Consider the following 26,140-nt stretch of genomic DNA (forward strand, 5'->3'; position numbering starts at 1 on the left):
CTAAATCTTTCACGAAGAAGGTTGAACTATGGTAGAACAAAAATATATTGGTGTCGTTGCATCAGTGAATAGCGGAATCATTTCCATTCTTGTCGATCCAAAAACTACTTCGCTGAAGCGGGAGATTAACGGTAAGACATATTATATAGGACAAATCGGTACTTACTTCTTGATCCCGATGGGGACAATGGTGCTCCTTGGGATGGTATCGGATTTGAAAAAAGAAGACTTGAATGTTAATGGACAAGCGCAGCAGCGTTATATTATTCTTGCTTCGATGGTGGGCACCGTAAAAAGTGGACGCTTTGAGCGTGGCGTGTCTATTTTTCCAGTGGTTGATATGCCGGTGTTTTTTGCAGAAGATGCTGACCTTGCCGTGGCATTTGCAACATTTCAGCGCTATGGATTTTCGATCGGACAGATTTCGCTTTTCGAGAATCAACGTGCTTTTCTTGATGCGAACAAGTTTTTTGGAAAGCATATTGCTGTGCTTGGCTCGAGCGGTTCCGGAAAATCGTGCGCTGTCGCCTCTATCTTACAGAAGGTGTCAAAGTATCCCGATACGAATATCATCATCCTAGATATTCACAACGAATATCATAAAGCGTTCGAGGGGAGCTGCAATCATCTCGACATTGGAGAATTTGAATTGCCTTATTGGTTGATGAACTTTGACGAATTGCGTGAAATGTTTATAGATGATAAGGACGAAAACGCCTCGAGCCAGATTACTGTGCTCAAAGATCTCGTTATCATGTCAAAAAGAGGAAAAAATCCGGAGATGTCGACGATGATAACAATTGATACGCCGGTATATTATGACATCAGCGAGATCCGTGCAAAGCTGCAGTTTATGGACACCGAAAAAATAACGATGGGTGCGACAGTGAAGGAGGGACCTTTCTACGGCAAGTTTGCCAGATTCCTTGTCCGGTTAGATGGTAAGTTGAACGATCCGCGATACGCGTTTATGTTTCGGTTAAAAAATTATATTCAATCTGCTGCCATTAACGATTTGCTCTCGAAGATACTGGGTGCAGACGGCAGCGCGCAAGTGACAATTTTGGATATGAGCGGTGTGCCGTTCGATATCGTTAATACGATCGTATCGCTTCTGGCGCGCTTAATATTTGATTTCAATTTCTGGAATCCCAACAGGCGTGATTTTCCAATTCTCTTGGTGTTTGAGGAAGCGCATAATTATTTACCAAGCAGTGGCACTGCTACGGCCTCTGCTCGTAAAACTGTAGAGCGCATTGCAAAAGAAGGAAGAAAATACGGTGTCAGTTGTATGATCGTTAGCCAGCGTCCGTCGGAAGTTTCAGAAACAATCCTTTCGCAATGCAACAATTATGTTGTCCTGCGATTGACCAACCCGCTTGATCAGAATTATATTAGACGGCTGGTGCCAGATACATTTGCAAGTCTTACTGATGTGTTGCCCTCACTGAGAACAGGAGAAGCACTCGTTGTGGGTGAAGCAATCTCGATGCCTTTGCGTGTGCAGATCGATTATCCTAATCCGGAACCGGATAGCAGCGATATAAGGTTTTATGAGAAATGGAAACAGAGTGATGCCAAAACAAAGATTGCGGAAGTCGTCACGCGATGGTGGAAGCAAGAAAAGGTTAAGTGAACTGGTGGGCATTGAATAGGATGTCCCTTGCACTCTATGCTTCCACCTCTTCTCTCTTTCTTGTTGTCAATGATTGTCCTTTGTGTGTGTGAGAAAAGCATTGCTGCCTTGACGGCAAGTTTTTAAGTACACCACTTGAATCCGACAATTTCCTTTTATACATTGGTGCAGATTGATTTAGCGTAATTTCCTTTGAATGACAATCTTGGAGGTAATATGAAAGGATTTGTCAATCCTATTGCTCTATCTTTTTTTATTCTGGCCGGTTGTTCATCGCTCACGTTAAAACCAGGTGATTTTGCTTGGCCTGTCGAGTCTGCCCTAAGCGTTGATGCTCAAGGTAATGTGCAAAGCGAACGTTACAGCTTTTCACTCAATGTCAAAAAACTCCTCTTTATCGAAACACAAGACTCTGTCAATATAGCAAAAGTGACTTTGCGGATGATTCGCGATGTAAAGGGTTTTTACTTTATAACAGCGTCACAGTTTAAGAATGTCTATGTGTTTGAACAAACAGAGGGCGGTCTTAAACTTAAAAATAAAATTTTTGTGGCACAGAATGGACTGAGTGAACCGGCACTTAACCAGCGAGTACCGTACATCCAAATTGTGAATGGAAAAAATCCAACCATCTTAGTAACAGAAGATGGAGTTTTTGAAGGAGAAAAGAAATGAAGACCATGATACGGATTATTGCTTTGCTGGTGATGATGACCTTGACGCTTACCGCTCAGCAAAAATCGGATTATGTTATTGTTCAGCATTTTCAAACCATAACCAAATCCATTGCGAAAAATATTGATCAGGCAAAGACGGTGCAGGAGTGTGCCGAAGCCAATACTTCAATTGATGCGATTGAAAAAGAATTCAGTGAGGATAAAGCACTTATCAATAAAGCAAATTATCCGGATGGATATGATAAAACCGTAGAACAACTTCGAGGTAAACTACTCATTCGGCAAAGAGATCTTGGCGTCATTGAAAGTCAGATTGTACGTATTACAGAATTGGAAGTGAAAATCCGTGAACTGTCGGATCAGCTCATGAAGTTGACAAGCCAGAATGAATCATTGATGGCCGAAGTCAAGCAACTTTCCCTGAATGTAAAAAAACTTTCAGGCGATCTTTTTAATTCTGCCACACCAATAGATTCGCTCCGTAATATGATTGTAAGGCTACGCCAAGGATTGCAGGAACGCGATGCTCTTATCTTCGCCCTGACAGATAGTCTTTTTATGCAATACGATAAAAATGTCAGTGATATGAAGGATATTGAAAAGCAGGGACTGTTAGGCAAGATCGATCGCCACGGTATCATTGGAAATGTCAAACGATCTATTATAGACAATGTAGCATTCCTCGAATCGACACAGCTTAAAGGAAGTGATCTTGTTACAATTGTGCGGCAACAGAAACGGTTTCAGTCGCAATGGACTGGGTTAGCACCGAAACTTGCTTCACTCTATCTAAGCGGGAAATCGAAGAAGAGTGAAGTTGGCGTAGTCGATTCGATGCTGGCAATGTGGGGAGATAAGGTTGATGGTGCGATGTGGCGCTCGCTCAACACTCTTTTCAAAGAAAAAGGTTTTGTGGCCAAGGAGTTTTATAACGGTGATGAGTTTGTTGCAAACTTTATTGCCTTCCTTGATGAGCAAATTCAAAATCCGAATAAGGAAACCGATAACACACGATATAAACTGTTTACAAACTTTAATGAAAGTCTATGGCAAACAGATTTGAATGCAACATGGCTGCCAGCTCTCACCGAACTGCGTAAGATTTCTGATACCCAGAAAAAAGATATAGAAGAAAAATTTGAAAAGTGGCATGCATCTGTTATGCCAGGTGCGACATGGCTGACGTATATATTGATCGTCTTAGGAGTTCTTCTTGTAGCGATTATTTGTGTATGGATTTTCCGTAAAGGACCCAAAACAAGTCAAAAAGAATAACTATTAAACGAAATTCGATTCGAGAATGGAAAAATATTGCATGTGAGAATAGGTTACTTCATGCGGTACTAAGAGCGAATAGTTCTTTTTGCGATATACTCTGTTGTAATCTTTTGTGTCGATAGATTGAATATGAATTACGAGTTTGCATGTTTTTTATGCGTGTGGATTTCGATAGTAAAAGGTTGCACATTTTAGAGGTTTCCGAATTATTAATAAAAATTTATTTTCATCATTAATCATTTTATTTTTTTGGAGTTTGCATGAACGAACAATTGTTAAATGTTCTTATTGTAGATGATGAACCGACATATCGTATTGTTCTCACACAAACACTTAAAGGTTGCGGACACACAACCGAATCTTGTGACAGTGGAGATGACGCTATCAGCCTGCTTCAAAAAAACAAGTATGACGTGGTGCTGCTTGATTATAAAATGCCCGGAACAAGCGGTATCAATGTACTGCAATGGATGTACGGAATGAAGATGGATGTTCCAGTGATACTCATTACAGGCTATGGTTCGGAAGAGATTGCTCTTGAAGCGTGGAAGTGGGGAGCGAGGGACTATTTTGTAAAGGGAAAGTCAGATATGTCCCAACTACCGGAACTTGTTTTGAAAGTGTATAAACAGGTAATCTTGGAACGTCAACGCAGGTCAGAATAAACCAGCCTGTACCTCGGTATATAATTTATTCGTTGTATTTTTGCTACTGAACCGATTCGTTGCACATTTGAATGTGGACGAAGAGGTATTTTCAGGAAGTTGGATTGACTTCTTCCTTTGTTTGTTGTACACTTCTGTTGTAGATAAATACTGTTTACTTCTATTGTGCAACACAATTATGAATAAACAATCACTTCATGTCCTTGTGGCGGATGACGATCATCCTTATTGCGTTCTTTTAAAAAAGGCTCTTACTGGACATGGACATTCCGTTGTAGTTTGTAATTCAGCAGATGACGCGTTTCATCGTTTGCAAAAAGAACAATTCGATATTGCTCTCTTGGACTATAAAATGGAAGGCACCAGCGGTATTAATGTCCTGCAATGGATGTACGGGAAGAAAATGGATATTCCGGCGATTCTCATTACGGGTTATGGGTCTGAAGAAATTTATGAAGAAGCGTATAAATGGGGAGCATCAGAGTACTTCGTAAAAGGGGAAATGGATACGGTACGAATTCCTGTTATGGTAGAACAAGTATACAGTAAACATCGAGCGCGAAAAGAAAGATTAAAATAAATGAAGCAAGATTTTAGAAGATAGCTGATGTTGATCATTCGCTGCCGGTGGAAAGATCTTGCATTCATTGCAAACTGCTGAAAACCGCACGCAGCTGATAACAGACATAATATATATTTCTTAACTACTTAGTAACATATTCAGTATTCTCAACATTTTATCAAATCCCTTCTCGTATCCTAATGCTTTTTCGGATTTTAAGTTCTCGTCTTCGGTTACTTCTAAATTCCTGTCTTTCCCGACGAGTCTGGACAAAAATAATAATTTATTTGAAAATGACAGAGGAATTATAAAATTTTCAATTGTAGAATCGGCAATATTTTCTAGTGTATGTTATATCGTTTTACAAAGGAAGTCCAATTTTGTTAAAAGCCACCCCATAATTTTGCAAAAACGACAATTTCGATTAATCCCTTCACAGAATTTTCAGTGGTATAACTCTTGTTCCATATTGTAGTAATAAAAGCTGCTCATAAGGCTGAAGAAAGGTACAATATGTCGATAGGGATCATACTAATAAGTTATTGCATCGGTGTTTTCCTGTTGGTTCGATTCTTACAGTCCATCCATCACTGGGATGAGGAAATCGAAGCGATGGAAAATCAAACAAGGTATACCAACAGGAAAAAAGTAGTTCACTATAGACCTGCATCATAATGGTCTCTGAGATGAATGCTATTTTTGAACTCTCAAGAGATTAACAATGCCAGCGATAAGAAAAATAATGTTGGCAAGCCATGCAGTAAAAAGCGGGTTAAGATCGCCGTTGTAGCCAAATACTTGACTCGCTTTCATAAAACCGAGATAAATGAAAGTAACGGCGGTAGCAATGCCGAATCCAAGCGCCGCGCCGGTGCGCGGTCTGCTCGCTGCAAATGGCACACCGAAGAGCACCATAATAATACTTGCAAATGGGAATGCGAGCTTGAAATGATACTCCACTAACCAGCGGGCTATATCTTGTCCTGCACGTTGCTGATTAGCAATAAATTCACGCAATTCATAATAATCCATCTCATCAGGTGTCCGTTGCTTTTTTTCCATGTCAGATGGGGTTAATGAAAGCTTCCCCACCTTTAAGCTATCGAATGCCACAAGAGTTTGCGTAGAATCGAGGAAAGCGCGAGTGGTTCCGTGAAGCAGCACCCAGTTCCCTTTTTGTACATCATCTCCATTCTGTTGTACCCATTGCATTTGGAGTGCATCGTATCGATGCCGTAAAACGGTTATATCATTACTATCAAAATCCTGAATGCTGATTTGCCGAGCGCACTTGGCTTGTGTATCATAGTAACTGATGGAAACGATGCGTGTTTTGCCTTCTTGAAAAAGAATATTATATCGAACAATTGGTTGGCTGGAACGGTTCAAGTGAGTGCGTTCTATATAGAATTTTTTTTGATTGGCATATGGAACTATCCAACCATTGAGATAGATGGACGCAAAACAGATGATGAATGTTACGATGAGAAAAGGTGCCATGATTCGATACAAACTGGTTCCGCTGGATTTGATGGCAGCGAGTTCGTTCTGACTGGAAAGCCGGCCGGTTACAAACAATGCCGAAAGCAGTACGGCAACAGGGATCATCAACTTGACGATATCAGGGATTGAAGCAATGTAGTATTGCACAATGGTGCTTGTCGGTGCTTGCGCGTCTATGAAATCATCCAACTTCTCCATCATATCAATAATAATAAAAATGGCAATGAAAGCGAGTAATCCGAAAATAAATACGATAAGAAACTGTCGAATGATGTAGCGGTCGAGTATTTTCACGATTCCTCCGGCGAATGAGAATCCGAACGCCATGATTTTGGAATCAACCGGGCAAGGACCGACCAATCAATAGTGGGGTTCTCTCGAGCAGTTCGCACAGTCAAATACAATCCAATGGATCCTAAAATAATATTCGCGATCCACATTCCGATCCAGGGATCAAAAAAACCACGATCTGCGAGATTCTCACCACCTTTCAGGCACGCCCAATAAAATACAAAAAATCCCAAGCTAAGACTCGCGCCCATGCCGAATGTTCCACGCCTTGACATAATGCCAAGCGGTGCGCCAATAAATACGAAAACAATACATGCAAATGGAATAGAAAATTTTTTATGAATCTCCACTAAATATGAGCGCACAGCCCGTTCATAATTATTGATCATAAAAAGATCAGAACGAATTGCCGCTTGTTGAGAAGGATCTGCTTTTATTCCTTTGAGGGGCGTTGTGTAAATCTCGGAGGGTTCAATGGATTTCTTAACATTGAAAATTTCATCCTGCTGTTTCCCCGTAAGTTCTTTTAGATGATGTTCGGTACTTGCTTGCAATGTTCGGATGCTGTCCACATTATGCGACATCCTTTGTACACTCATTTCACGATCACCACGAGAAATATCGGTTTCGAGAGAGCGCTGGAAGTTGAATCCCTCGGCATCCATGACAATCCGATGTCTTTGAAATCGGATAACGCGGTACTGGCTTTTAAATTGATTATTGACCTGATGTATTTCGCCATCCGATAAATCCATGACAAGCTTTCGATAATCTGTAGAGAATGAAATCGTTCCCCGGTGCGCTGTGATTGTGGAAGTCATCATCGGTTTGGAATAGTCGAGGATGGTTACACCTTCGAGATCATTGGAATGTTCGAATGTTTTTCTCACTAAAATACTGTGTCCCTGCAGCAATTGAATGAACATTCCAGGCACCAAGGTTAAGGTTGGCTTTTTATGGGAAATATCGTTCATTAACACTTTCGTACGGTGATTAGCATCCGGCAATACATCGTTATTGAAGCTGATCAAAAGAAGACAGATCATTATGGATGCAGCGATCACCGGTGCAATCATTCGGTAGAGACTTACACCGCTTGCCCTCATTGAAGTAATTTCGTTTGTAGAAGCCAATCCGCCGAATGCCATCAGCGTCGCTACAAGGACGCCCATCGGTACAGCCAGCACAAGCATCCAGGCAAGATTGAGAGTAATCAATTCGGCAATAACTGCAGCACTTAATCCTTTCCCCGTCAACTGGTCGAGATACTTCATAAGGAATTGAAGGAGAAATATGCACATCATCAAAACAACGGAGAAGATAAATGGTCCGATGTGCATACGGAGGATATGTCGCCAAAGAATATACATGTCATAGAAATATAACGAGAATGTCCGCTCTTTACAAGTTTCTGATATTGCCTTTGCCTGCGATCGTAAGTATATTTCACATAGAAAGGATAGACTGTGTCTTAGGAGTATTCCTTGCTCGCAAAGGAATTAAAATGATCGAAAGCCATGTTGACGCGTATGGAATTGCGCACTCGCGAGTTGCGCAATTGCAGCAAAGTAATGCGTCGTTCAATGGCGAGTGATGAGTTTGCTTCAGAACAATTTTGTCTCGGCAACGGATATGCAGACTATCGTACTTCGTGTGTATGATTAATTCTGAAAGATACTGAGATCGATGGGGAGCACTAGAAGAGGGACAGTAGAAACAATGTTAAATCCAAAAATATTAATTGTCGAAGATGAAAACATTGTGGCGAAAGATCTTCAGAAACGACTGATGAATCTCGGATACGACATTGTGGGCATCGTTTCGACGGGCGAAGAAGCAATTAAGAAAGCGATTGCAACATTGCCCGATTTAGTATTAATGGATGTCCGCTTGAAGGGAGAGATGGATGGTATTGAAACAGCTTCAGCACTTCGGTTTCAGTATGGCATTGCTGTTGTGTTCCTGAGTGCATATGCGGATAACGATACACTCAAACGTGCTAGTAAAACGGAACCGTTCGGATACATTCTCAAACCATTTGAAGAACGTGAACTTCATACGACTATCGAGATGGCCCTCTATAGAAGAGAACTGGAGCGAAGGTTCAAAGAGAATGAAACTTGGTATGGTACAACACTTCGAAGCATCGGCGAAGCTGTTATTTCTACCGATACGTTGGGTACTATCAAGTTTATGAATACCGCCGCGGAAAATCTTACGGGTTGGAAAATGAGCGAAGTGCTTGGGGAGGATTTGCTGAAAGTATTCCGAACCGTGGAAAAAACAATAAAACCTCACTTTACAAATCAGATCGAGCAAATTTTAAAGAACAAAATTACAGCAGTATTGAAAAATCATGCCACGCTTGTTTCGCGCGAAGGAAAAGAAATTCCCATTGACGAAAGTGCATCGCCAATTAAAGATGAACTCGGAAATACCGTTGGAGTGGTGTTGGTTTTTCAGGATGTGTCGGATCGTAAGCGGGTTCAAGAAGCACTGAAAACCTCGCAGGAATATGCACAGAACATCATCAATAGTTCGCTTGATATGATTATTGCCGTTGATAAAAATCTCAACATCATCGAGTTCAACAAAGAGGCTGAAGACACGTTCGGTTATACTCGTAACGAACTCTTGGGAAAACATGTGAGTATCCTCTATGCTGATCCGGAGGAAAGCAATAAGGTACATAAAACGACAGTGGAACAAAGCCGCTATGTGCAGGAAGTGGTGAACAAACGAAAAAATGGCGAATTATTTCAGAGTTTACTATCATCATCTGTTCTGCGAAACGTAAAAGGTGAAATGATTGGTGTGATGGGAGTGTCTCGCGATATTACAGAAAAAAAATACGCTGATCAGGCGTTACGTGAAAGCGAGGAACGATACCGTGCGCTTGTCGAGCTCTCACCTGATCCGATTGCTGTTCATATAGGCGGCACGTTAGTGTTTGTCAATACAGCCGCGGTGAAAATATTTGCCGCGAGGTCAGCTAACGATTTAATCGGACGGTCAGTCATAGAATTGGTTCATCCAGATTATCGTATTATTGTTAAAGATCGCATCCTGCAAATGTCACAGCAGGGAAAACGCGTACCAACTATTGAAGAGAAATTTATCCGGCTGGATGGCACAATATTTGAAGCAGAGGTCGCGGCAATGCCGTTTTTGTGGCAAGGGAAGCCCGCTATTCAAGTTGTTCTGCGCGATGTCACGGAGCGAATAAAAGCAGAACAAGCTATGCGTGGTTCAGAAGCGAAGTACCGATCGCTCGTTGAAAACGTGCTCGATGGCGTTTATCAAGCAACTCCGGATGGAGAAATTTTAACGGCAAATCCAGCATTGGCTCGTATGCTTGGGTATGAATCTGAAACCGATTTGCTGCTTCTCAATGCTGAAAAGGAACTTTACATAAATTCGGAAGAACGGAGACAGTACTTAAGACTTCTTAATAAAGGAGAGCGAGCTAAGAACACGGAGTTTAAACTTCGACGAAAAGATGGTCAGATTATCGATGTGTTAGAAAATGCCAGAGTGGTTCGAAGCCGGCTTGGTGATATTCTCTATTATGAAGGAACGATTACAGATATCACAGAATTGAAGAATGTGCAGGAAGCATTGCGAATCAGCGAAGAACGCTTCCGTGCATTCATCGAACAAAGCGCCGAGGCAATTTGGTGTTTTGAATCTTCTGAACCAATGCCGATCAGTTTATCCGAAGAGAGACAAATTAAGTACTTAATGGAAGTTGGGTGCTTGAAAGAATGCAACGATACAATGGCGAGAATGTACGGTCTCGAATCTGCCGAGCAACTCCTAGGAGCGAAAGTGAAAGATTTGCTTGATCCGGCAGATCCGACAAATGTTGAATATCTACGCTCATTCATTCGCTCGAATTATCGGCTCGTCAATGCTGAGTCCCACGAAATTGATAAGAATGAAAAATCGAAGTATTTCTTGAATAATATGATTGGTGTTGTCGAAGGAGAAAAACTTGTGCGTGTGTGGGGCACACAGCGGGATATTACGGTAGAGAAGCAAGCTGGATTGATGAAGGATGTTATTTTTCGAATTGCGCAGGTACAAGATACAAGTCAAACTTTGGATGATCTCTATTCGGAAGTTCACCGGTTAATCCAAGAAGTGATGCCGGCTAAAAATTTCTACATCGCTTTGTATGATAAGGAAAAAGATCTCTTAAGCTTTCCATACTTTGTGGATGAAGTTGATAGACCGCATCCTCCACAGAAGTTAGGAAAAGGATTAACGGAGTATGTTTTAAAGACTGGTAAATCGCTGCTCTATACACCGGCAGTAGATGAGGAATTGACGAAGCGGGGTGAGATTGAGCTTGTGGGCGTGCAATCGAAAATATGGCTTGGTGTGCCGCTCATTATCGATGAACAAGTGGTGGGCGTCCTTGCTGTACAGGATTACTCCGATGTGAACCGACTCGGTCCAGAACAACAACATATGGTGGAATTCGTATCTATTCAGATTGCAAAAGCAATAGATCGAAAAAGTAATTTAACTGCACTGAAGAAAATTGAACAACGCTATCTGGGATTTCTAGAAGCGAATACCATCGGTCATTTTATCGCAAATGCAGATGGAATTGTAATTGATTGCAATCTTGCATTCATGCATCTATTGAATTTTAGTACCCATGATGAACTGATCACTGCGCACATCGATATTATGGGCACTTCCAAGCGGGTAAAGGACAATCTGATGAAACGATTACAGAAAACATCAGAAGTAATGGATTTTGAAGTGAAACTGACAAGCGCATCAGGGAAAACTATTCCCGTTGTTGCAAATTATATAAAAACTCAAGATAGCAGTGGTATGTTGGTGCGGATCAAAGGAGCAGTAATTCCTAAAAGGTTGAAGAAATAAAAAGAATGAGTATTGAATCAATATCACACACATGAAGAATATCAACGCTTAACACGTTATTATAGTAATCATTGTCGAGACATTGCAGGATGATAGAAAAAGAAATTATTGTATGACAAAAGAAATAAACGAAAAAGAACGGCTTCAAGAACTTCACGAGTACGATATTCTTGATACTCAACCTGAGACTGAATTCGATGTGCTGACCTCCATAGCATCGCAGATTTGCGCTGTACCAATTGCACTTATCAATCTCGTGGATACGGAGAGAGTGTGGCTCAAATCGAAGGTGGGATTTGATGGACAAGAAATGCCGCGCAGTCAATCGTTCTGTACCGAAGCAATTAAACAAAAAGAATTACTTGTCGTTGAAGATACAGAAAAAGATGCTCGGTTCTCGTCTTTGCCGGTTGTAAAGCACGGTCCAAAGTTTCGTTTCTATGCCGGAGCACCGCTCATAAGTCCACAAGGACATGTACTTGGCACACTTTGTATCTTGGATACAAAACCCCGCACCTTGACAGAAAAACAACGATCTGCTCTTCAAGAATTGAGTCAGCTTGTGGTCTCACAGCTTGAGATGCGCCGTATTGTTCGACGGTTGAAAACAACATTGACTGAAAAAGAACGCGTAGAGCAGGAGTTGAGGAACAGCCAGCAAGAATATAAACGCATTTTCGACTCGGCAAACGAACTCATTTATCGAACGGATGAGAACGGCTTCATTACTTTCTTTAATCCAGCTGCAACCCAATTGTTAAAATATCAGCAAAATGAACTCGTTGGACATCATTACCGGGAATTAATTCAACCGTCGTACCGTAAGTCTGTTGAAAAATTTTATGGGGTACAGTTTCTCAAGAGAATACCGGTCACCTCTCGTGAAGTGCCGGCTCTGGCAAAAGATGGCACTATTGTGTGGCTTGGGCAGAATGTGCAACTGTTGTTTCAAAAAGAAAAGATCATAGGATTTTCTGTCGTTGCTCGTGATATCACCGAAAAAAAACGTATCGATGATCGTGTCGCAGAAAGTGAACGCAGATTATTGAGTATTGTCAATACGGTGAATGAGGGAATCACTTTGAGCGATGAAAGTGGATTCTTCGAAGTATTTAATCCTCGTATGGAAGAACTCACCGGCTATTCCTTGAACGAAGCAAACGACCATCCTGATTTCAACAGATTACTTACTTCAACTGAAAATGAATATCAAAGGATTCTTTCAACACAGAAGGAATTATGGAGCACAGGCAGAGTAAAGGAATCTGAAATAACAATTCGTACAAAATTCGACGAAAAGAAAATTCTTTTGATGTCTTCTTCATTGGTGAACTATAATGGCCGAAAGATGGTGTTGAGTGCCTACCGTGATATTACGGAGTACAGGAAAGCGGAGCAGGCAATACAAATAAGTTCCAAACGATTCCGCATATTCTTTGAAAACAATCCTATCCCTACGTGGGTGTTCGACCTTGAATCCTGCCAATTTCTCGAGGTGAACAACGCGGCTGTCAATCACTATGGATATTCAAAAGAAGAATTTCTCGCAATGAACATTATGGATCTTCGTCCTCCCGAAGATACCGAGAGCGTAAAAGAGGAGCTTGAAATAATTAAAACGAGAGATTCCAGTACGATACAGGGCAAACATTGCCTCAAGGATGGCGCTGTCATTGACGTACACCTTTCTTGGCATAATTTGGATTATGACAATCACCGAGCTGTGCTGGTTGTTGCGCAAGATATTACTGAATCCAAACGGGCACAAGAAGAACTTCGACAAGCGAAGGAAGCGGCGGAAATCGCGAATAAAGCAAAAAGCGAATTTCTTGCCAATATGAGTCACGAAATACGAACACCGATGAATGGCGTCATCGGAACGATCAGTCTCCTGGCTGAAACTCAATTAACAGCTGAACAACAAGAGTATGTAGAAACCATACGATTGAGCGGAGATGCATTGTTAAATGTCATAAACGATATTCTTGATTTATCGAAAATCGAATCGAATGAAATCGAATTGGAAGAACATCCGTTCCGCATCGAAACTTGTATCGAGGAAACCTTCGACCTCTTTGCCGTTCAAGCAGATCAAAAAAACATTGACCTTGTCTATTGGATTGATGATAAAGTGCCGCAGGTGGTGATGGTAGATGCCACACGTTTACGACAGGTACTCGTGAATCTTGTCAGTAATGCTATCAAATTTACTGACCACGGCGAAATACATATCATCGTATCGAAAGCATCTGAGAAAAACGGCAAATTTGAACTTCTATTTTCTGTACGAGATACGGGCATTGGTATCCCTTCCGATCGAATTCATAAACTATTCAAACCGTTTTCGCAAGTCGATACGTCTTCCACGAGAAGATATGGCGGATCGGGTCTTGGACTTGCTATTTGTGCACGAGCTGTCGCCTTGCTCGATGGACATATCTGGGTTGAAAGTAATTCCGCAGAAGGGAGCACATTCAAATTTACGATTACTGTCTCTGAGCTTCTTATTGATTTTCAGGGACAGAATTTGTGTCCACCTTTGATCAATAAAACAATGAAAGCGTTAGTGATTGATGATAATAAGACATGCCGTCAAATAATAGAGAACTTATTGGTGGATTGGGGACTCATTGTACGTTCTGCCGCAACGGCAGAAGAATCTCTTGCTTTCATGAAAGATAATGAGCCGTTTGATGTCGTGGTAGCAGAGCAAGCACCGACCGATTATAGCGGGAAGCTTGTAAAAGAAAAAATACGAAAAGCAAACGGGAAGCCAGATGTTGCGTTCATTATTGTAGCTATTCGATCGAAACGCGACCAAATCGTCAGGACGAATAATGAAATTCTTCAGGTCGTTCTAAAACCCGTTCGGCATCGCGTATTGTACGATTCACTTGCTGTCTCCTTGAAACAATTAAAGGGTGTGCCATTGTCATCATCTTCTGTTAGTATATCGCCAGAGAAGCGCCTTACTCTGCCGCCAATGAATATCTTGATCGCGGAAGACAATGCGATTAACCAAAAACTCATTGTACGTGTTTTGAAGATTCTTGGTGAGGAAGTAGATATCGCAAATAATGGATTGGAAGCATTGAATGCAGTACATAAGAAAAAATACGATATTGTATTAATGGATATCCAAATGCCTGAGATGGATGGTTATGATGCTGCGCAGCGTATTCGCACCGAGGTATCCAAGGATCATCAGCCGATTATCATTGCAATGACGGCGAATGCTTTGCAGGGCGATCGCGAAAAATGCCTGGAAGTCGGAATGAACGACTATATGAGCAAACCAATAATGATCGATGAAGTCAGACGCATTATTAAGAAATGGTACGAAACAATTCACGGTACATTCTAACGAAAGAATACTATGCCAACGACAGACACAACATTTTTGAATCCCCTTCTTACACGGCTGCAGGAATTAGAACAGGAAACAGATCGCGAATTTGTTATCGAATTGATCGATATTTATCTCAATGAGACACCGAAACAAATTCAAGCAATAAATGCAGCGTTGACGGCACAGATCTTTCCTGCATTGATGATTGCCGCGCACACGCTCAAAGGAAGCAGTTTGAATCTTGGTGCCAAACAACTTGGCGCACGTTGTCTGAAATTAGAAGAATTAGGACGCGCGGGCAAGTCGATCCCAGAAAACACAAGCACTGCGGAAATAGAAGAAGAATATGAGAATGTCAAAACAATGCTGCTTGCTTATAAACAAAAATGATGTGCTGCAATTTTGTTTTTTGACGATGCTTGCAATTTCGACTTCTTTTCACTAAGTTTTTTAAGTCAAAAGTATGTTTATGAGAAAAGGCAATTAGCAAGATGAACGTTGTTTATTGTATAAATCCCCATCCAAAATCCTTCCGGAGCCATATCGAACGGTTGCGACCATTCTAAACTGGCTGTTAAATAGTATTATCAATTAATTGAACGATTAACGAGCGCTCGTGATTCCGCATAAATTTATTATTCGGATAGGAAGTGTCTGGTGGAGTAGTGCGTTGTTCGCTCTGGCTTTTTTCTACCAGATGCCGATCGAAGCATCAGATCACTTATTCGCAACGAATGACGTACCCTATCTATTCGTTGCCGGGTCGGATTCGACGCTGACACAACAGCAACAGTCAACGGGCAAACTCTCTCGGCGCGCCAAAGCGGCACTGCGACGCAGTTCCACCAGCACTGCAAGTATTGTCACTCGCGATACTTCGCGAATGACGTTGGAAGCAATACGTGCACTTCCCCGGGATTCTTCTGCACGGCTTGCACAATTCCAATATGTGCGCAGAGACAAACCGGTGGTAGACGGCACGTATCATAAAAATCATCCACTGTTCCTCTCAGACCCGCTCATTGTCAAACGTCAAGCAGTTTTGGATTCTACGAAATGGGTATACCGCCTGCGTAAAACTGTTGGTGATCTAGATACACGCATATCAACCGAAGTACCATTGGATGAATATTCCTCGCTTCGGTTGAAGCAAACCGTGCGGCAAAACTGGGAATCGATGGCACAATTCTACCAGCTTCAGGGTGAAACGAAAACCACGTTGGGAGATGTACTTGGCAAGATCACAAAAATTGAAATTCCGGTACCGAAGAACCCGATTTTCAGCATTTTCGGGCCAAGTAGAATATCAATGATCATCAATGGTGCAATTGATATCCATGCCGGATTTCGCAACACAAAATCAGATCTTTATACATCCAGTGCATTGGGGCAGAGCCAAAGCACTCCTGATTTCAAACAAGAAATTCAAGTGAATGTCAAAGGCGAAATTGGAGATAAGTTGAAGATTGATGCCGATTGGAATACTCAACGTACATTCGAGTATGAAAACCAGCTCCATGTCAAGTACCAAGGGTACGAAGATGAACTTGTACAAAGTGTGGAAGCAGGCAACGTATCACTACCTACCAATTCGTCATTTATTTCTGGCGGTTCGGCATTGTTTGGTATCATGGCAAAATTTCAGATCGGACCATTGCGCCTGACGACGGTCACTACCCAGAAGAAAGGACAGATCAAAGAGCTGTCCATTTCCGGCGGCGGACAATCTACGCCGGCAGAAATACGTCCGCCCAATTATTCCAGGTGCCACTTTTTTATCGATACATCGTACATCAATTTTTATGAAAACGTGTATCAACCTGACCCGTTCATTAACGCGGATATGTCGAGGATGCATATTCATGAAATTGAAGTATGGATTTCTACAAAAACGGAGATGGATCCAGCAAAATATAGAAATGTTCTTGCGTTGATGGATCAAAACGAAGTTGAAAATATAGTTAAAAATAACGATAAAGCTTCCAGAGTCCCAGGTGCAATGACTCCGAATCAGGGAGAAATTGAAGAAGCAAAATTCATTAAACTTGATCCCAATAATGATTATGATGTGAATGCCTATGCAGGCATTATTTCACTTCGGACCCAGCCGCAAGATGACCAGGCAGTTGCGGTCTGTTATTCGATGGATAATAATAATTCTATCAGAGTTATAGGTCAGTCGAGCCAGACCCCAAAAGACTCTCTCAACGGACAAGCGTTGAATCTTGTCATGAAACTTGTCCGTCCATCCCAGCTTGGTCCAACCATGAAGACCGCATGGCGTATGATGCTGAAGAACCGGTATTCTCTTGGCGGAACCGGTATAGATAAATCGAGTTTTGAATTCCATATAGACTATCAATTATCAGGTCAAACACCGATAACGGATGTCACGCAGCAGAATGTCGGGGTGATGGAAATGCTTGGATTAGATCGCTATAGCACCGATGGTTCAAAAAAGCCTGATAAGCTGTTTGATTATTTTTCCGGAATTACTATTAACGAATTGCGCGGGGAAATTATTTTCCCGACGGTGGAACCATTTAGTGCATCGAGTATGTATAAATATTTTATACTGCACGGTGGCATTGATGATGCCACTGCACGACAGTATGCAGATTCATTCGCTTATGGCGCAATTTATACCAAGGACATCATTGACGCGACGAATGACCCGCACAACTTATATTATATGCGCAGTACGGTGAAAACAGCACAGAGGGCAAGTTACTCGCTTGGTTTTAATATTGTTGAAGGAAGCGTGCAAGTCATTGTCGATGGTCAGGTAACAACGCCGGGCGTTGATTACACGGTTGATTATATCTCCAGCCAGGTCGTTATCAAGAATCAAGCATATCTTAGTCCGGGACGCAACGTCCAAATCAAGTATGAAGCGAACGACATGTTCCAGCTTGCTTCAAAATCGCTGCTTGGTGCGCGTGGTGAATTTAATTTAGATAAAAACTCTGCACTTGGTTTTACACTTATGAATTACAGCCAGCAATCGTTAAGTGACAAAGTGCGGCTTGGTGAAGAACCTATCAGCAACTTTATTATGGGAATTGATGGCGGTACCACGCTGAATGCAAACTGGCTGACTGATGCGTTGAATTATATACCCGGCATAAAAACAACGGCATTATCACAAATTTCTGTCCGCGGCGAAGTGGCATATATGGTGCCAAATCCAAACACGCGCACCAGTCCTATTTCTAGTGATGGCGGTAAAGGCGTAGCTTATATCGATGACTTTGAAGGTGCCCGCCAAAGCATTCCTCTTGGCGTTTCGTATGCGGGATGGAGAGATGCGAGCGCACCGTGGTTCATGAAAAATTTGGATTCCTATGTGCCTGGATCCGACACGATCAATGGTCCCGATTATATTCCGACACCAAATGATCCATATTCAATTGGCATTAAAGCAGATACAGAAAAGATGTATTATAAGGGAAAGGCTTGCTGGTTCAATGTCATCCCCAGCGATGTTACGAATGGCACGATCTGGGGGGATCGTAAATCGCTAGCGATTAGGAATGAACCAGTGACGTCCTTAGATTTCCTTTTTCATCCGGAATTACGTGGCGAGTTTAACTATTCTTCAGATCTTGAAAATACAATCGGATATAAATCAGAAGTTAATTCTCATCTACAATCATGGGCGGGTATTCAGCATGTTCTTGGTACAAGCTCTACTAACCTCATAGAACAAAACGTCGCATTCATAGAACTCTGGATCAATATTGTTTCACCGATAACTGATAATACCTCTGCGAAACTTAGTGTCGATCTTGGCTATATATGTGAAGATGTAATTCCGAATAAAAAACTCGATACGGAAGATGGTTTGGATAATCCACTCCATACCCCAAGAGGAATCATGAATAAAGATTATGATTGGGGGCTTGATGCAATGAGTAATGCGACGGAACAAGAATACTGTAAAGTACATTATGAAAATTTTTGGAACAAGTATCCTGAATATCATTCAGATCCATCAGGTGATGATTGGTCCCGCCTGCCAATCGGTGGTGGAATGAAACTGAATATGGTACTCGCTGAGCAATATCAAGGAGTGAATGGCACGGAGGGTAACTTTGCCAGTGAAGATGGGCATTTCCCGGATACAGAAGACTTGAATAGAAATGGAAAAGTAGATCGATATAATGATTATTTTGAATATGAAATTCCTCTCGATACAACCAGCACTCGATTTCAACAATTAATCATAGGAAGAGGCCTTGACAATTGGAAACAAATTCGTATTCCGCTCGCTGAATATAATAGAAAAATAGGAGCTCCAACCTTTACAAATGTGGAAGGGGTGCGTCTATGGGTTACGGGTGCTGGAAAACCTGTGCTGTTTCGCGTTGCTGAATTTAATCTTGTCGGCAATCAATGGGAAAAGCGTGTAAAGACGGATCCTTCATTTGAATTGAGTGTCGTGAACTACGAAGATAATCCTCTCTATCAGCCGCCGGTGGATGGCCTTCGCACGAGAGATCTTACACAACCGGATAAAGAAATTCTTAGTAATGAACAATCGCTGAATTTGATAGTGAAGAATCTGCAATCCGGCCATTCTCAAGAAGCGGTGAAGTATAGTATAGAACGTCCAATTGACATGTTTAACTATCGGACGTTAAAGATGTTTGTTCACGGCCAAAAGGGCCACGATATGGCTAAACAGTATGACGAATTTGCGTATAAAGATACAAACAGCTATGATGCAGAAATGTTTCTGCATTTTGGCGATGATACATTAAATTACTATGAATATCGTGCCCCTGTCCGTCCAGATTGGGGGGGAAATGATGTTCTCATCTCATTTTCTGACCTCACTGGCCTTAAAGCTTTATTAGATAGCGCACATAATGAAGTCAGTAAAGAAATATCAGGTGGACCACCAGGTGCGAAGTATAAGGTTCGAGGAAATCCGCGGTTAGATAGAATCCAATATATTTCCATTGGAATTCAAAATTCTGGAAAGGGTGCTCCAGTTCTTAACGGTGAATTATGGGTCGATGAGCTCCGCCTCACCGATGTGGATGATACGCGCGGTTGGGCGTATAAAGTAGACGCCAGCGTCAAACTTGCAGACATCGGGAGTATCGCCTTCTCGTTAAGTCAACGCGATCCGTATTTCCACGGATTGGAAGATCGATTCGGCACACGCAACACAAGCCGGGCTTGGAGCATTTCCACTTCCTTCGCTTTTGAGCGGCTTCTACCGGAGACATGGAACGGTTCTATTTTAAACTTCAGTTATTCTCATTCGGAATCAACTAACAAACCGCTCTATATTCCAGGCAAAGATATTTTAGTGGAAAAGGCGGCGGAGCGTGTTGCAGCGGATACATCCACCAATCCAAATCGCCAATATAAAAATGCAGATGATGTGCGGGCGCAATCGGAGGATCTAAGTATTACGGATTCTTACTCCTTGCCGACATTGAAGCTCAACATTCCAGCGAAAACCTGGCTTGTAACAGAAACGATCAATAAAATGTCGTTTGGTTATAGCTATACAACATCGTACCAACGCAATCCATCAACGGAATATGCAAATGCGTGGAGTTGGAGCGCAAATTTCAGATATGGAACGCAGTTCAATCCGAATAATTATCTTTCATTAGGAGGATTAAAATTCTTTTTCACGCCCCAGTCGATGAATTTTGGCGCAACGCTGAGCCGGAGTCAATCACAGGCAAAGTTGCGTACCCAGGCAAATCCAAATGATGTTCAGCGTAATTTAAGTGCGCAGCGGTCAATGGATTTCAGCTGGCAATTCTTTCAGGGCGGATTGTTTGATCTTGGCGTTGCATATAATGTTAATGTCTCAAGTACTCTTCTGCATTTGGAAACAGATCAGTACTCACACCAGCGTACGTTTATGGCAATCCTCAGCGATATATTTTTCAGCGATCGATTAATCGACTTCGGCATTGACCAATCCTATGGCCAGGGAATTACATTGAATACAAAAGTCACAGCGCCGCAAATACTGATGCTCGATAAGATTTTCACGCCAAACCTGCGTTATGCTGTGAACTATAATTGGACAAACAATATTCAGGCAGCTGATCGCGGCCGCAGCGCCGGTTGGAGCGGTGGGCCTTCATTCTCGCTTGATGTCAATTTAAAACCACTCACAGAAGCCATTTGGTCGACGACGCTGGCACCAATTCCAGTACCGGCACCAACTCAAGCACCAACACCAACACCAACTCCAGCACCACTATCTGCGGATACTACCAAAAAGAAGGAGAGTTCAATCAATCATCTGCTGAAGCAGTTTGGTCAGATATCGTTTGATAATATATCACGCATCTTATTCAAGAATACGTTATTTGATTTTGAGAAGTTCAATTTCAGTTTCTCACAGTCAAACTCGTCACAAAACAACGGCGTACGCGGCAGTACAGGATTTGCGAACATATTTGCACGAGCTCCGTTTTTTCAATCTTCGTTGGACGAAAATGGTCCAAAGTTTTTGTACCAATTTGGGTTAATATCTGATCCAAATGGCGAGTTGGTGATAAAGACGAAACCAACATTTCCGTTCTTCACCGGTTCCACGATACCGGGTATTCGCGCTGCAAATGCAAATATTGCTGATGCATATTCGCAAAATAATCAGATTGCCATGCATACCTCAAGACCATTATGGGAGGGGGCAACTCTTCAGTTGGATTGGAAAGTCGGCTGGACGTATAGCGAGAACAGGACCACCAATACAGATTCGCTCGGTTATATTATTGATAGCACGGTAAGCAGGATGGTCACCGGAGATGTGGGGCGTTCGTATATATCACTGCCATTTAAATTTGTGAAAACGAATCTTGACAATGTAAATGAAAAATATATTGCGTTGAAACAAGATGTGAATGATACACGGACTGACGCTGCAAAGTTATCACAAGCGTTTGAGCAGGGATTAGAGGCGCTTCCATGGTTGTCAAAAATAGTAGGTTCGCTTGCACCACGTGCCAACTGGTCTATCCATTGGGATGGATTGGAGAAGTTTAGCATTTTAAGTAGTTTTGCGTCACGCATCTCGCTCGATCATGCTTATACGTCAGATTATAAACGGCGCTGGCAAATGACATCCGCTAATGATCCGGTTAGGGGGATTACCAGCATGACTGAGGTTACAACAAGCCAAACGGTTACGTATGGATTTTCTCCATTAATTGGTGTGAATATAACATTTAAAGAATTTATCAAAGGAAGTATGAGCGCCACATTCAGGTACGGGACGACAACATCATTTGATCTTGCCCCGTCTACTCAAGATGTATCGCAATCATCGACCACAGATATGTCGATTACAGGAACTTACAGCAGGCAGGGATTTGAAATTCCTCTTTTCGGTTTGTCGCTTATGAATAATATCGACATTTCTTTCACCTACGGCTATTCACATAACGCCCGCTTGCTCTACAGTTTCAGCAATTTCCAAAGTGGTGGTACTCCTATGGAAGGTTCGGGTCGCACAACACTAGAACCGCGTATCCGCTACACATTGAGTGAGCGTGTAACAGCTTCTGTCTATTATCGATACACAAGACTTGCTCCGGATGATGGCGGATCGCAAATTCCCGGATCCACAACCAATGAAGGCGGGGTAGATGTTCACGTCCTTATTCAATAATCCATTTTCTCGCGTTGATTCTCGCGTGTGGAAATAGTAATTTACTTAAGGTTTTTCATGGAAACTCCTAAAAAAATACTTTGGGTCGATGACGAAATCGACTTATTACGTCCTCATCTGCGGTTATTGGAACAGAAGGGATATCAAGTCGATACGGCGGCTAATGGCGAGGATGCCATCGAATCAGTGAAGAAGAAGGGCTATGACCTTGTTTTTCTTGATGAGATGATGCCCGGTTTAGGCGGCTTACAAACTCTTTCGGCGATGAAAGACATCTCACCAACTCTTCCGGTAGTCATGGTGACTAAGAGCGAAGCGGAGAGTTTGATGGAAGAGGCCATCGGTAGTAAAATCACGGATTATTTGGTGAAGCCGGTAAATCCCAGCCAGATTCTTATGGCATGTAAGAAAATATTTGAATCGAAAAAGATATCCGGTGAACACGTTTCCCGAGACTATATTAAGGAGTTTCAAAATATCAGTCTCACGTTGAATAATTCTCTTGCGGAAGAAGAATGGATCGATCTGTATCTCAAACTCACAAACTGGGATATGGAATTGGATGCCCATCCGGAATTGGGATTGCGGCAGACACTTCAGGATCAAAAACGTGAATGCAACGCCGAGTTTGGAAAATTTGTCGAACGGAACTATCGCAAGTGGATTTCGGATGAACAACGTTCGATTATGCTTTCGCCCGACGTTATGGAACGCTGTGTACTCCCTGAACTGAATAACCGCACTTCAGTCTTTTTCTTCGTTATCGATTGCCTGCGGCTTGACCAGTGGCTGATTTTAGAAGAACTGTTATCAGAATATTACACATTCGAAAAGCAATATTACTTCAGCATTTTGCCGACTGCAACGCCATACTCACGAAACGCAATTTTCAGCGGGCACTTTCCTATAGACATAGAAAAACGATTCCCTGAAATCTGGTCTTCCGAAGATGACGACGACGAAAACAGCCGCAATCGGTACGAGCACCAATTGATGGACAAACTCTTAGAACGCAAGCGCATCGTTTTAAAACCGGAATCAAAGTATGTGAAAATATTGGATTCGGATTTCGGCAGACAATTCGAGGGAAACATCATTTCTTACACACAAAGCCGCCTCACGGCTGTTGTGGTGAATTTTATCGATATGCTCGCGCACGGGCGTTCGGACTCTCCTCTCCTAAAAGAAATTGCTCCTGATGAAGCAGCGTATCGTTCGCTGACACGATCCTGGTTTCAGCATTCATCGCTTTTTGGAATGCTCAAAACACTTGCTCTGCAGAAAAATGTCAAGATTATTTTAACTACAGACCACGGAAGTGTCCGATGCATGCGCGGATCGAAAGTTGTTGGAGATCGAGAAGCATCAACAAATCTGCGTTATAAATTTGGCAGAAATCTTAAAGTGGACGAAAAACAAGCGGTCTTTATCAAGAGTCCGGTTGATTATAAACTGCCGCGAGGTAGTGTTACGACAAATTATATCATGGCGAAAGAAGATTATTATTTTGTCTACCCGACAGAATATCATAAATATCTCAACCAGTACCACGATAGCTTCCAGCACGGCGGTATTTCAATGCAGGAGATGATTCTTCCCATTGTGAAACTTCAACCAAAATGAACGAAACGCGTACAACGACATCATCGGAAGAAACGATTGCATTTGCGAGTACGTTCGCTGGAAGATTACAGCGGGGAAATGTTGTCACACTCTTTGGTGATCTGGGCAGTGGGAAGACACAGTTTGTGAAAGGTATATGTCAGGCATTCAAGACGCGCACGCCTGCAACAAGCCCTTCGTTCGTCATCCTCAATAGGTATAATGGCATAGATGAGCACAAAAACGAAATATTATTATATCATTTCGATCTCTATCGTGTAAAGTCGCTCACAGAAATATACGATCTTGGTTACGAAGAATTTCTTCAGGGCGATGGTGTCTGCCTTATCGAGTGGGCGGAGATGCTTGGGGAATTATTGCCGAAGCAAAGGTACGACGTTCGGTTTTCTTTAGGCGCAGGTGAGAACGAACGCTATATTGAAATTTCTGGAGTTCATACGTCATGACGATTCTCGGCATCGAGACATCAACGGCGGTGTGTTCTGTAGGATTGGCAGACGAATGTGGATTGCAGTCGGAACGATCGCTCGTTGAATCACATATTCATTCAGAAAAACTGTTAACGCTGATTCAAGAATTGTGCGATGAACAAAAAATGAAGCTCTCTCGGTTGGATGGTGTGGCGGTTTCCATAGGTCCCGGTTCTTTTACCGGACTTCGCATCGGATTAAGCACCGCAAAAGGATTGTGCTTCGCGCTTGAAAAACCGCTTATTGCAGTGCCGACGTTCGCATCTATCGCACACAGTGTAGCAGGTTCGCATCCGGATTGTGCGCGGGTTATTGTATGCATTGATGCGAAGCAGAGAGAGTATTATATTGGGGTGTACAAACACGACAATGGAACTATCTGCGAGGTACTGCCTGTGCACATTGGAAGTATAGCGTCGGCCATTGCTGCAGCCTCTGTGAGAACCCTTATAGTCACAGATCGTACCGACGAAGTGAGAACAGAATCTCGTGATTCCATCCTTGTTCAGGATGTGTTCCCTTATTGCCGCGGAGATGTTATTGCACATAGGGCATTAGAGAGATGGGCGCCTGAGGAAAGCAGTGTTTGGGCACAACGAGAACCGATGTATTTGAAAGACTTCGTTGTTCGGACACAGATGAAATTGGCAAAATGATTCACGGCAGGTAAAGGAGATTACAATGGCTTGGTTCAAGCGGTCACAAGAAAATATTTCGTCGGATGGTCAGAAGAAGGACATTCCCGATGGTATGTGGACGAAGTGCAGCGGGTGCAGCGAGATCATTCATAAGAAGGAGTTAGATAAAAATCTTTTCACATGCCCAAAGTGTAACTTCCATTTCCGTATTGGCAGCAAAGAGTATTTCGAAATACTGCTTGACAACGGTACATTCAAAGAGATGAACAAGAAAATGCGCTCTGTGGATCCCCTGAAGTTCACCGACACAAAATCGTATGCAAGCCGTGTGGAGACGACCATAAAAAAAACCGGTCTCTATGATGCTGTGAGGACCGGCGAAGGAATGATGAATGGAATTCCAGTGGTCATCGCCTGCATGGATTTCGCTTTTATCGGAGGAAGCATGGGCTCTGTTGTAGGAGAAAAAATATCACGTGCAACAGACGTTGCTCGTAAAAAGAGACAACCGATGATCATTGTTTCTTCCACAGGCGGTGCAAGGATGATGGAAGGCGCAATGTCATTGATGCAGATGGCTAAGATGAGCGCAAAACTTGCACAACTTTCCGATGCAGGTGTGCCGTACATTTCCATCCTTACAGATCCAACAACAGGCGGTGTGACTGCAAGTTTTGCAATGTTAGGCGATATACACATTGCGGAACCTGCCGCGCTTATCGGATTTGCAGGTCCGCGTGTTATTAAGCAGACAATTGGAAAAGATTTGCCTCAAGGATTTCAGCGATCAGAGTTTTTGATGGATAAAGGATTCGTCGACCTCGTTGTTCATCGGAAAGAACTCAAAGAAACAACTACGAAAGTAATTCGGAGTCTTGTAGGATAACGAAAAGGTTCA

Annotated in this window: 15 protein-coding genes; 13 read left to right on the top strand and 2 right to left on the bottom strand. The window is 42.4% G+C overall.

The window, feature by feature from the left end; translation table 11 throughout:
• Positions 1-28 precede the first annotated feature (28 nt).
• From NTX44_09565 to NTX44_09585, 5 genes are all read left to right on the top strand, one after another.
• Positions 29-1,636 (top strand): ATP-binding protein, encoded by a 1,608-nt coding sequence (locus NTX44_09565; GenBank protein MCX6121853.1) that lies wholly within the window; start codon positions 29-31, stop codon positions 1,634-1,636.
• A 216-nt stretch (positions 1,637-1,852) separates the two neighbouring features.
• Positions 1,853-2,311, top strand: coding sequence for a hypothetical protein (locus tag NTX44_09570; GenBank protein ID MCX6121854.1), 459 nt, complete (start codon positions 1,853-1,855; stop codon positions 2,309-2,311).
• Positions 2,308-3,588: a hypothetical protein gene (locus NTX44_09575; GenBank protein ID MCX6121855.1), complete on the top strand. Its 1,281-nt coding sequence runs from the start codon at positions 2,308-2,310 to the stop codon at positions 3,586-3,588. The genes NTX44_09570 and NTX44_09575 overlap by 4 nt, the downstream gene beginning before the upstream one ends.
• A gap of 263 nt (positions 3,589-3,851) precedes the next feature.
• Positions 3,852-4,256 carry a response regulator gene (locus tag NTX44_09580; protein ID MCX6121856.1) on the top strand — a complete coding sequence of 135 codons (405 nt, stop codon included), beginning with the start codon at positions 3,852-3,854 and terminating at the stop codon, positions 4,254-4,256.
• 178 nt (positions 4,257-4,434) lie between these two features.
• A complete protein-coding gene (locus NTX44_09585; protein ID MCX6121857.1) occupies positions 4,435-4,836 on the top strand; it encodes a response regulator in 402 nt (133 codons plus the stop codon).
• Positions 4,837-5,511: 675 nt separating this feature from the next.
• Here NTX44_09585 and NTX44_09590 read toward each other — a convergent pair.
• Positions 5,512-6,615 (bottom strand): LptF/LptG family permease, encoded by a 1,104-nt coding sequence (locus NTX44_09590; protein MCX6121858.1) that lies wholly within the window; start codon positions 6,613-6,615, stop codon positions 5,512-5,514.
• Positions 6,612-7,982, bottom strand: a complete 1,371-nt coding sequence (locus tag NTX44_09595; protein MCX6121859.1) for an LptF/LptG family permease — start codon at positions 7,980-7,982, stop codon at positions 6,612-6,614. Before NTX44_09595 ends, NTX44_09590 begins: the two co-directional genes overlap by 4 nt.
• A gap of 316 nt (positions 7,983-8,298) precedes the next feature.
• On the opposite strand from NTX44_09595, the gene NTX44_09600 reads away from it, so the two are divergent.
• The 8 genes from NTX44_09600 (at position 8,299) to accD (ending at position 26,128) form a co-directional block, all read left to right on the top strand.
• A complete protein-coding gene (locus NTX44_09600) occupies positions 8,299-11,511 on the top strand; it encodes a PAS domain S-box protein (GenBank protein ID MCX6121860.1) in 3,213 nt (1,070 codons plus the stop codon).
• A gap of 112 nt (positions 11,512-11,623) precedes the next feature.
• Positions 11,624-14,875 carry a PAS domain S-box protein gene (locus NTX44_09605; protein ID MCX6121861.1) on the top strand — a complete coding sequence of 1,084 codons (3,252 nt, stop codon included), beginning with the start codon at positions 11,624-11,626 and terminating at the stop codon, positions 14,873-14,875.
• Between the two features lie 12 nt (positions 14,876-14,887).
• On the top strand, positions 14,888-15,250 hold the full coding sequence (locus NTX44_09610; GenBank protein ID MCX6121862.1) for an Hpt domain-containing protein: 363 nt from the start codon (positions 14,888-14,890) through the stop codon (positions 15,248-15,250).
• A gap of 226 nt (positions 15,251-15,476) precedes the next feature.
• Entirely contained in the window at positions 15,477-22,511 is a 7,035-nt protein-coding gene (gene sprA, locus NTX44_09615; protein MCX6121863.1) for a cell surface protein SprA, read from the top strand.
• 57 nt (positions 22,512-22,568) lie between these two features.
• Positions 22,569-24,134 (top strand): bifunctional response regulator/alkaline phosphatase family protein, encoded by a 1,566-nt coding sequence (locus NTX44_09620; protein MCX6121864.1) that lies wholly within the window; start codon positions 22,569-22,571, stop codon positions 24,132-24,134.
• Positions 24,131-24,580 (top strand): tRNA (adenosine(37)-N6)-threonylcarbamoyltransferase complex ATPase subunit type 1 TsaE, encoded by a 450-nt coding sequence (tsaE, locus tag NTX44_09625; protein ID MCX6121865.1) that lies wholly within the window; start codon positions 24,131-24,133, stop codon positions 24,578-24,580. The genes NTX44_09620 and tsaE overlap by 4 nt, the downstream gene beginning before the upstream one ends.
• On the top strand, positions 24,577-25,260 hold the full coding sequence (tsaB, locus tag NTX44_09630) for a tRNA (adenosine(37)-N6)-threonylcarbamoyltransferase complex dimerization subunit type 1 TsaB (GenBank protein ID MCX6121866.1): 684 nt from the start codon (positions 24,577-24,579) through the stop codon (positions 25,258-25,260). Before tsaE ends, tsaB begins: the two co-directional genes overlap by 4 nt.
• 25 nt (positions 25,261-25,285) lie before the next feature.
• Positions 25,286-26,128: an acetyl-CoA carboxylase, carboxyltransferase subunit beta gene (gene accD / locus NTX44_09635; protein ID MCX6121867.1), complete on the top strand. Its 843-nt coding sequence runs from the start codon at positions 25,286-25,288 to the stop codon at positions 26,126-26,128.
• Positions 26,129-26,140 lie beyond the last annotated feature (12 nt).

Source organism: Ignavibacteriales bacterium (assembly GCA_026390575.1).
Taxonomy (GTDB): Bacteria; Bacteroidota; Ignavibacteria; order UBA10030; family UBA10030; genus Fen-1298.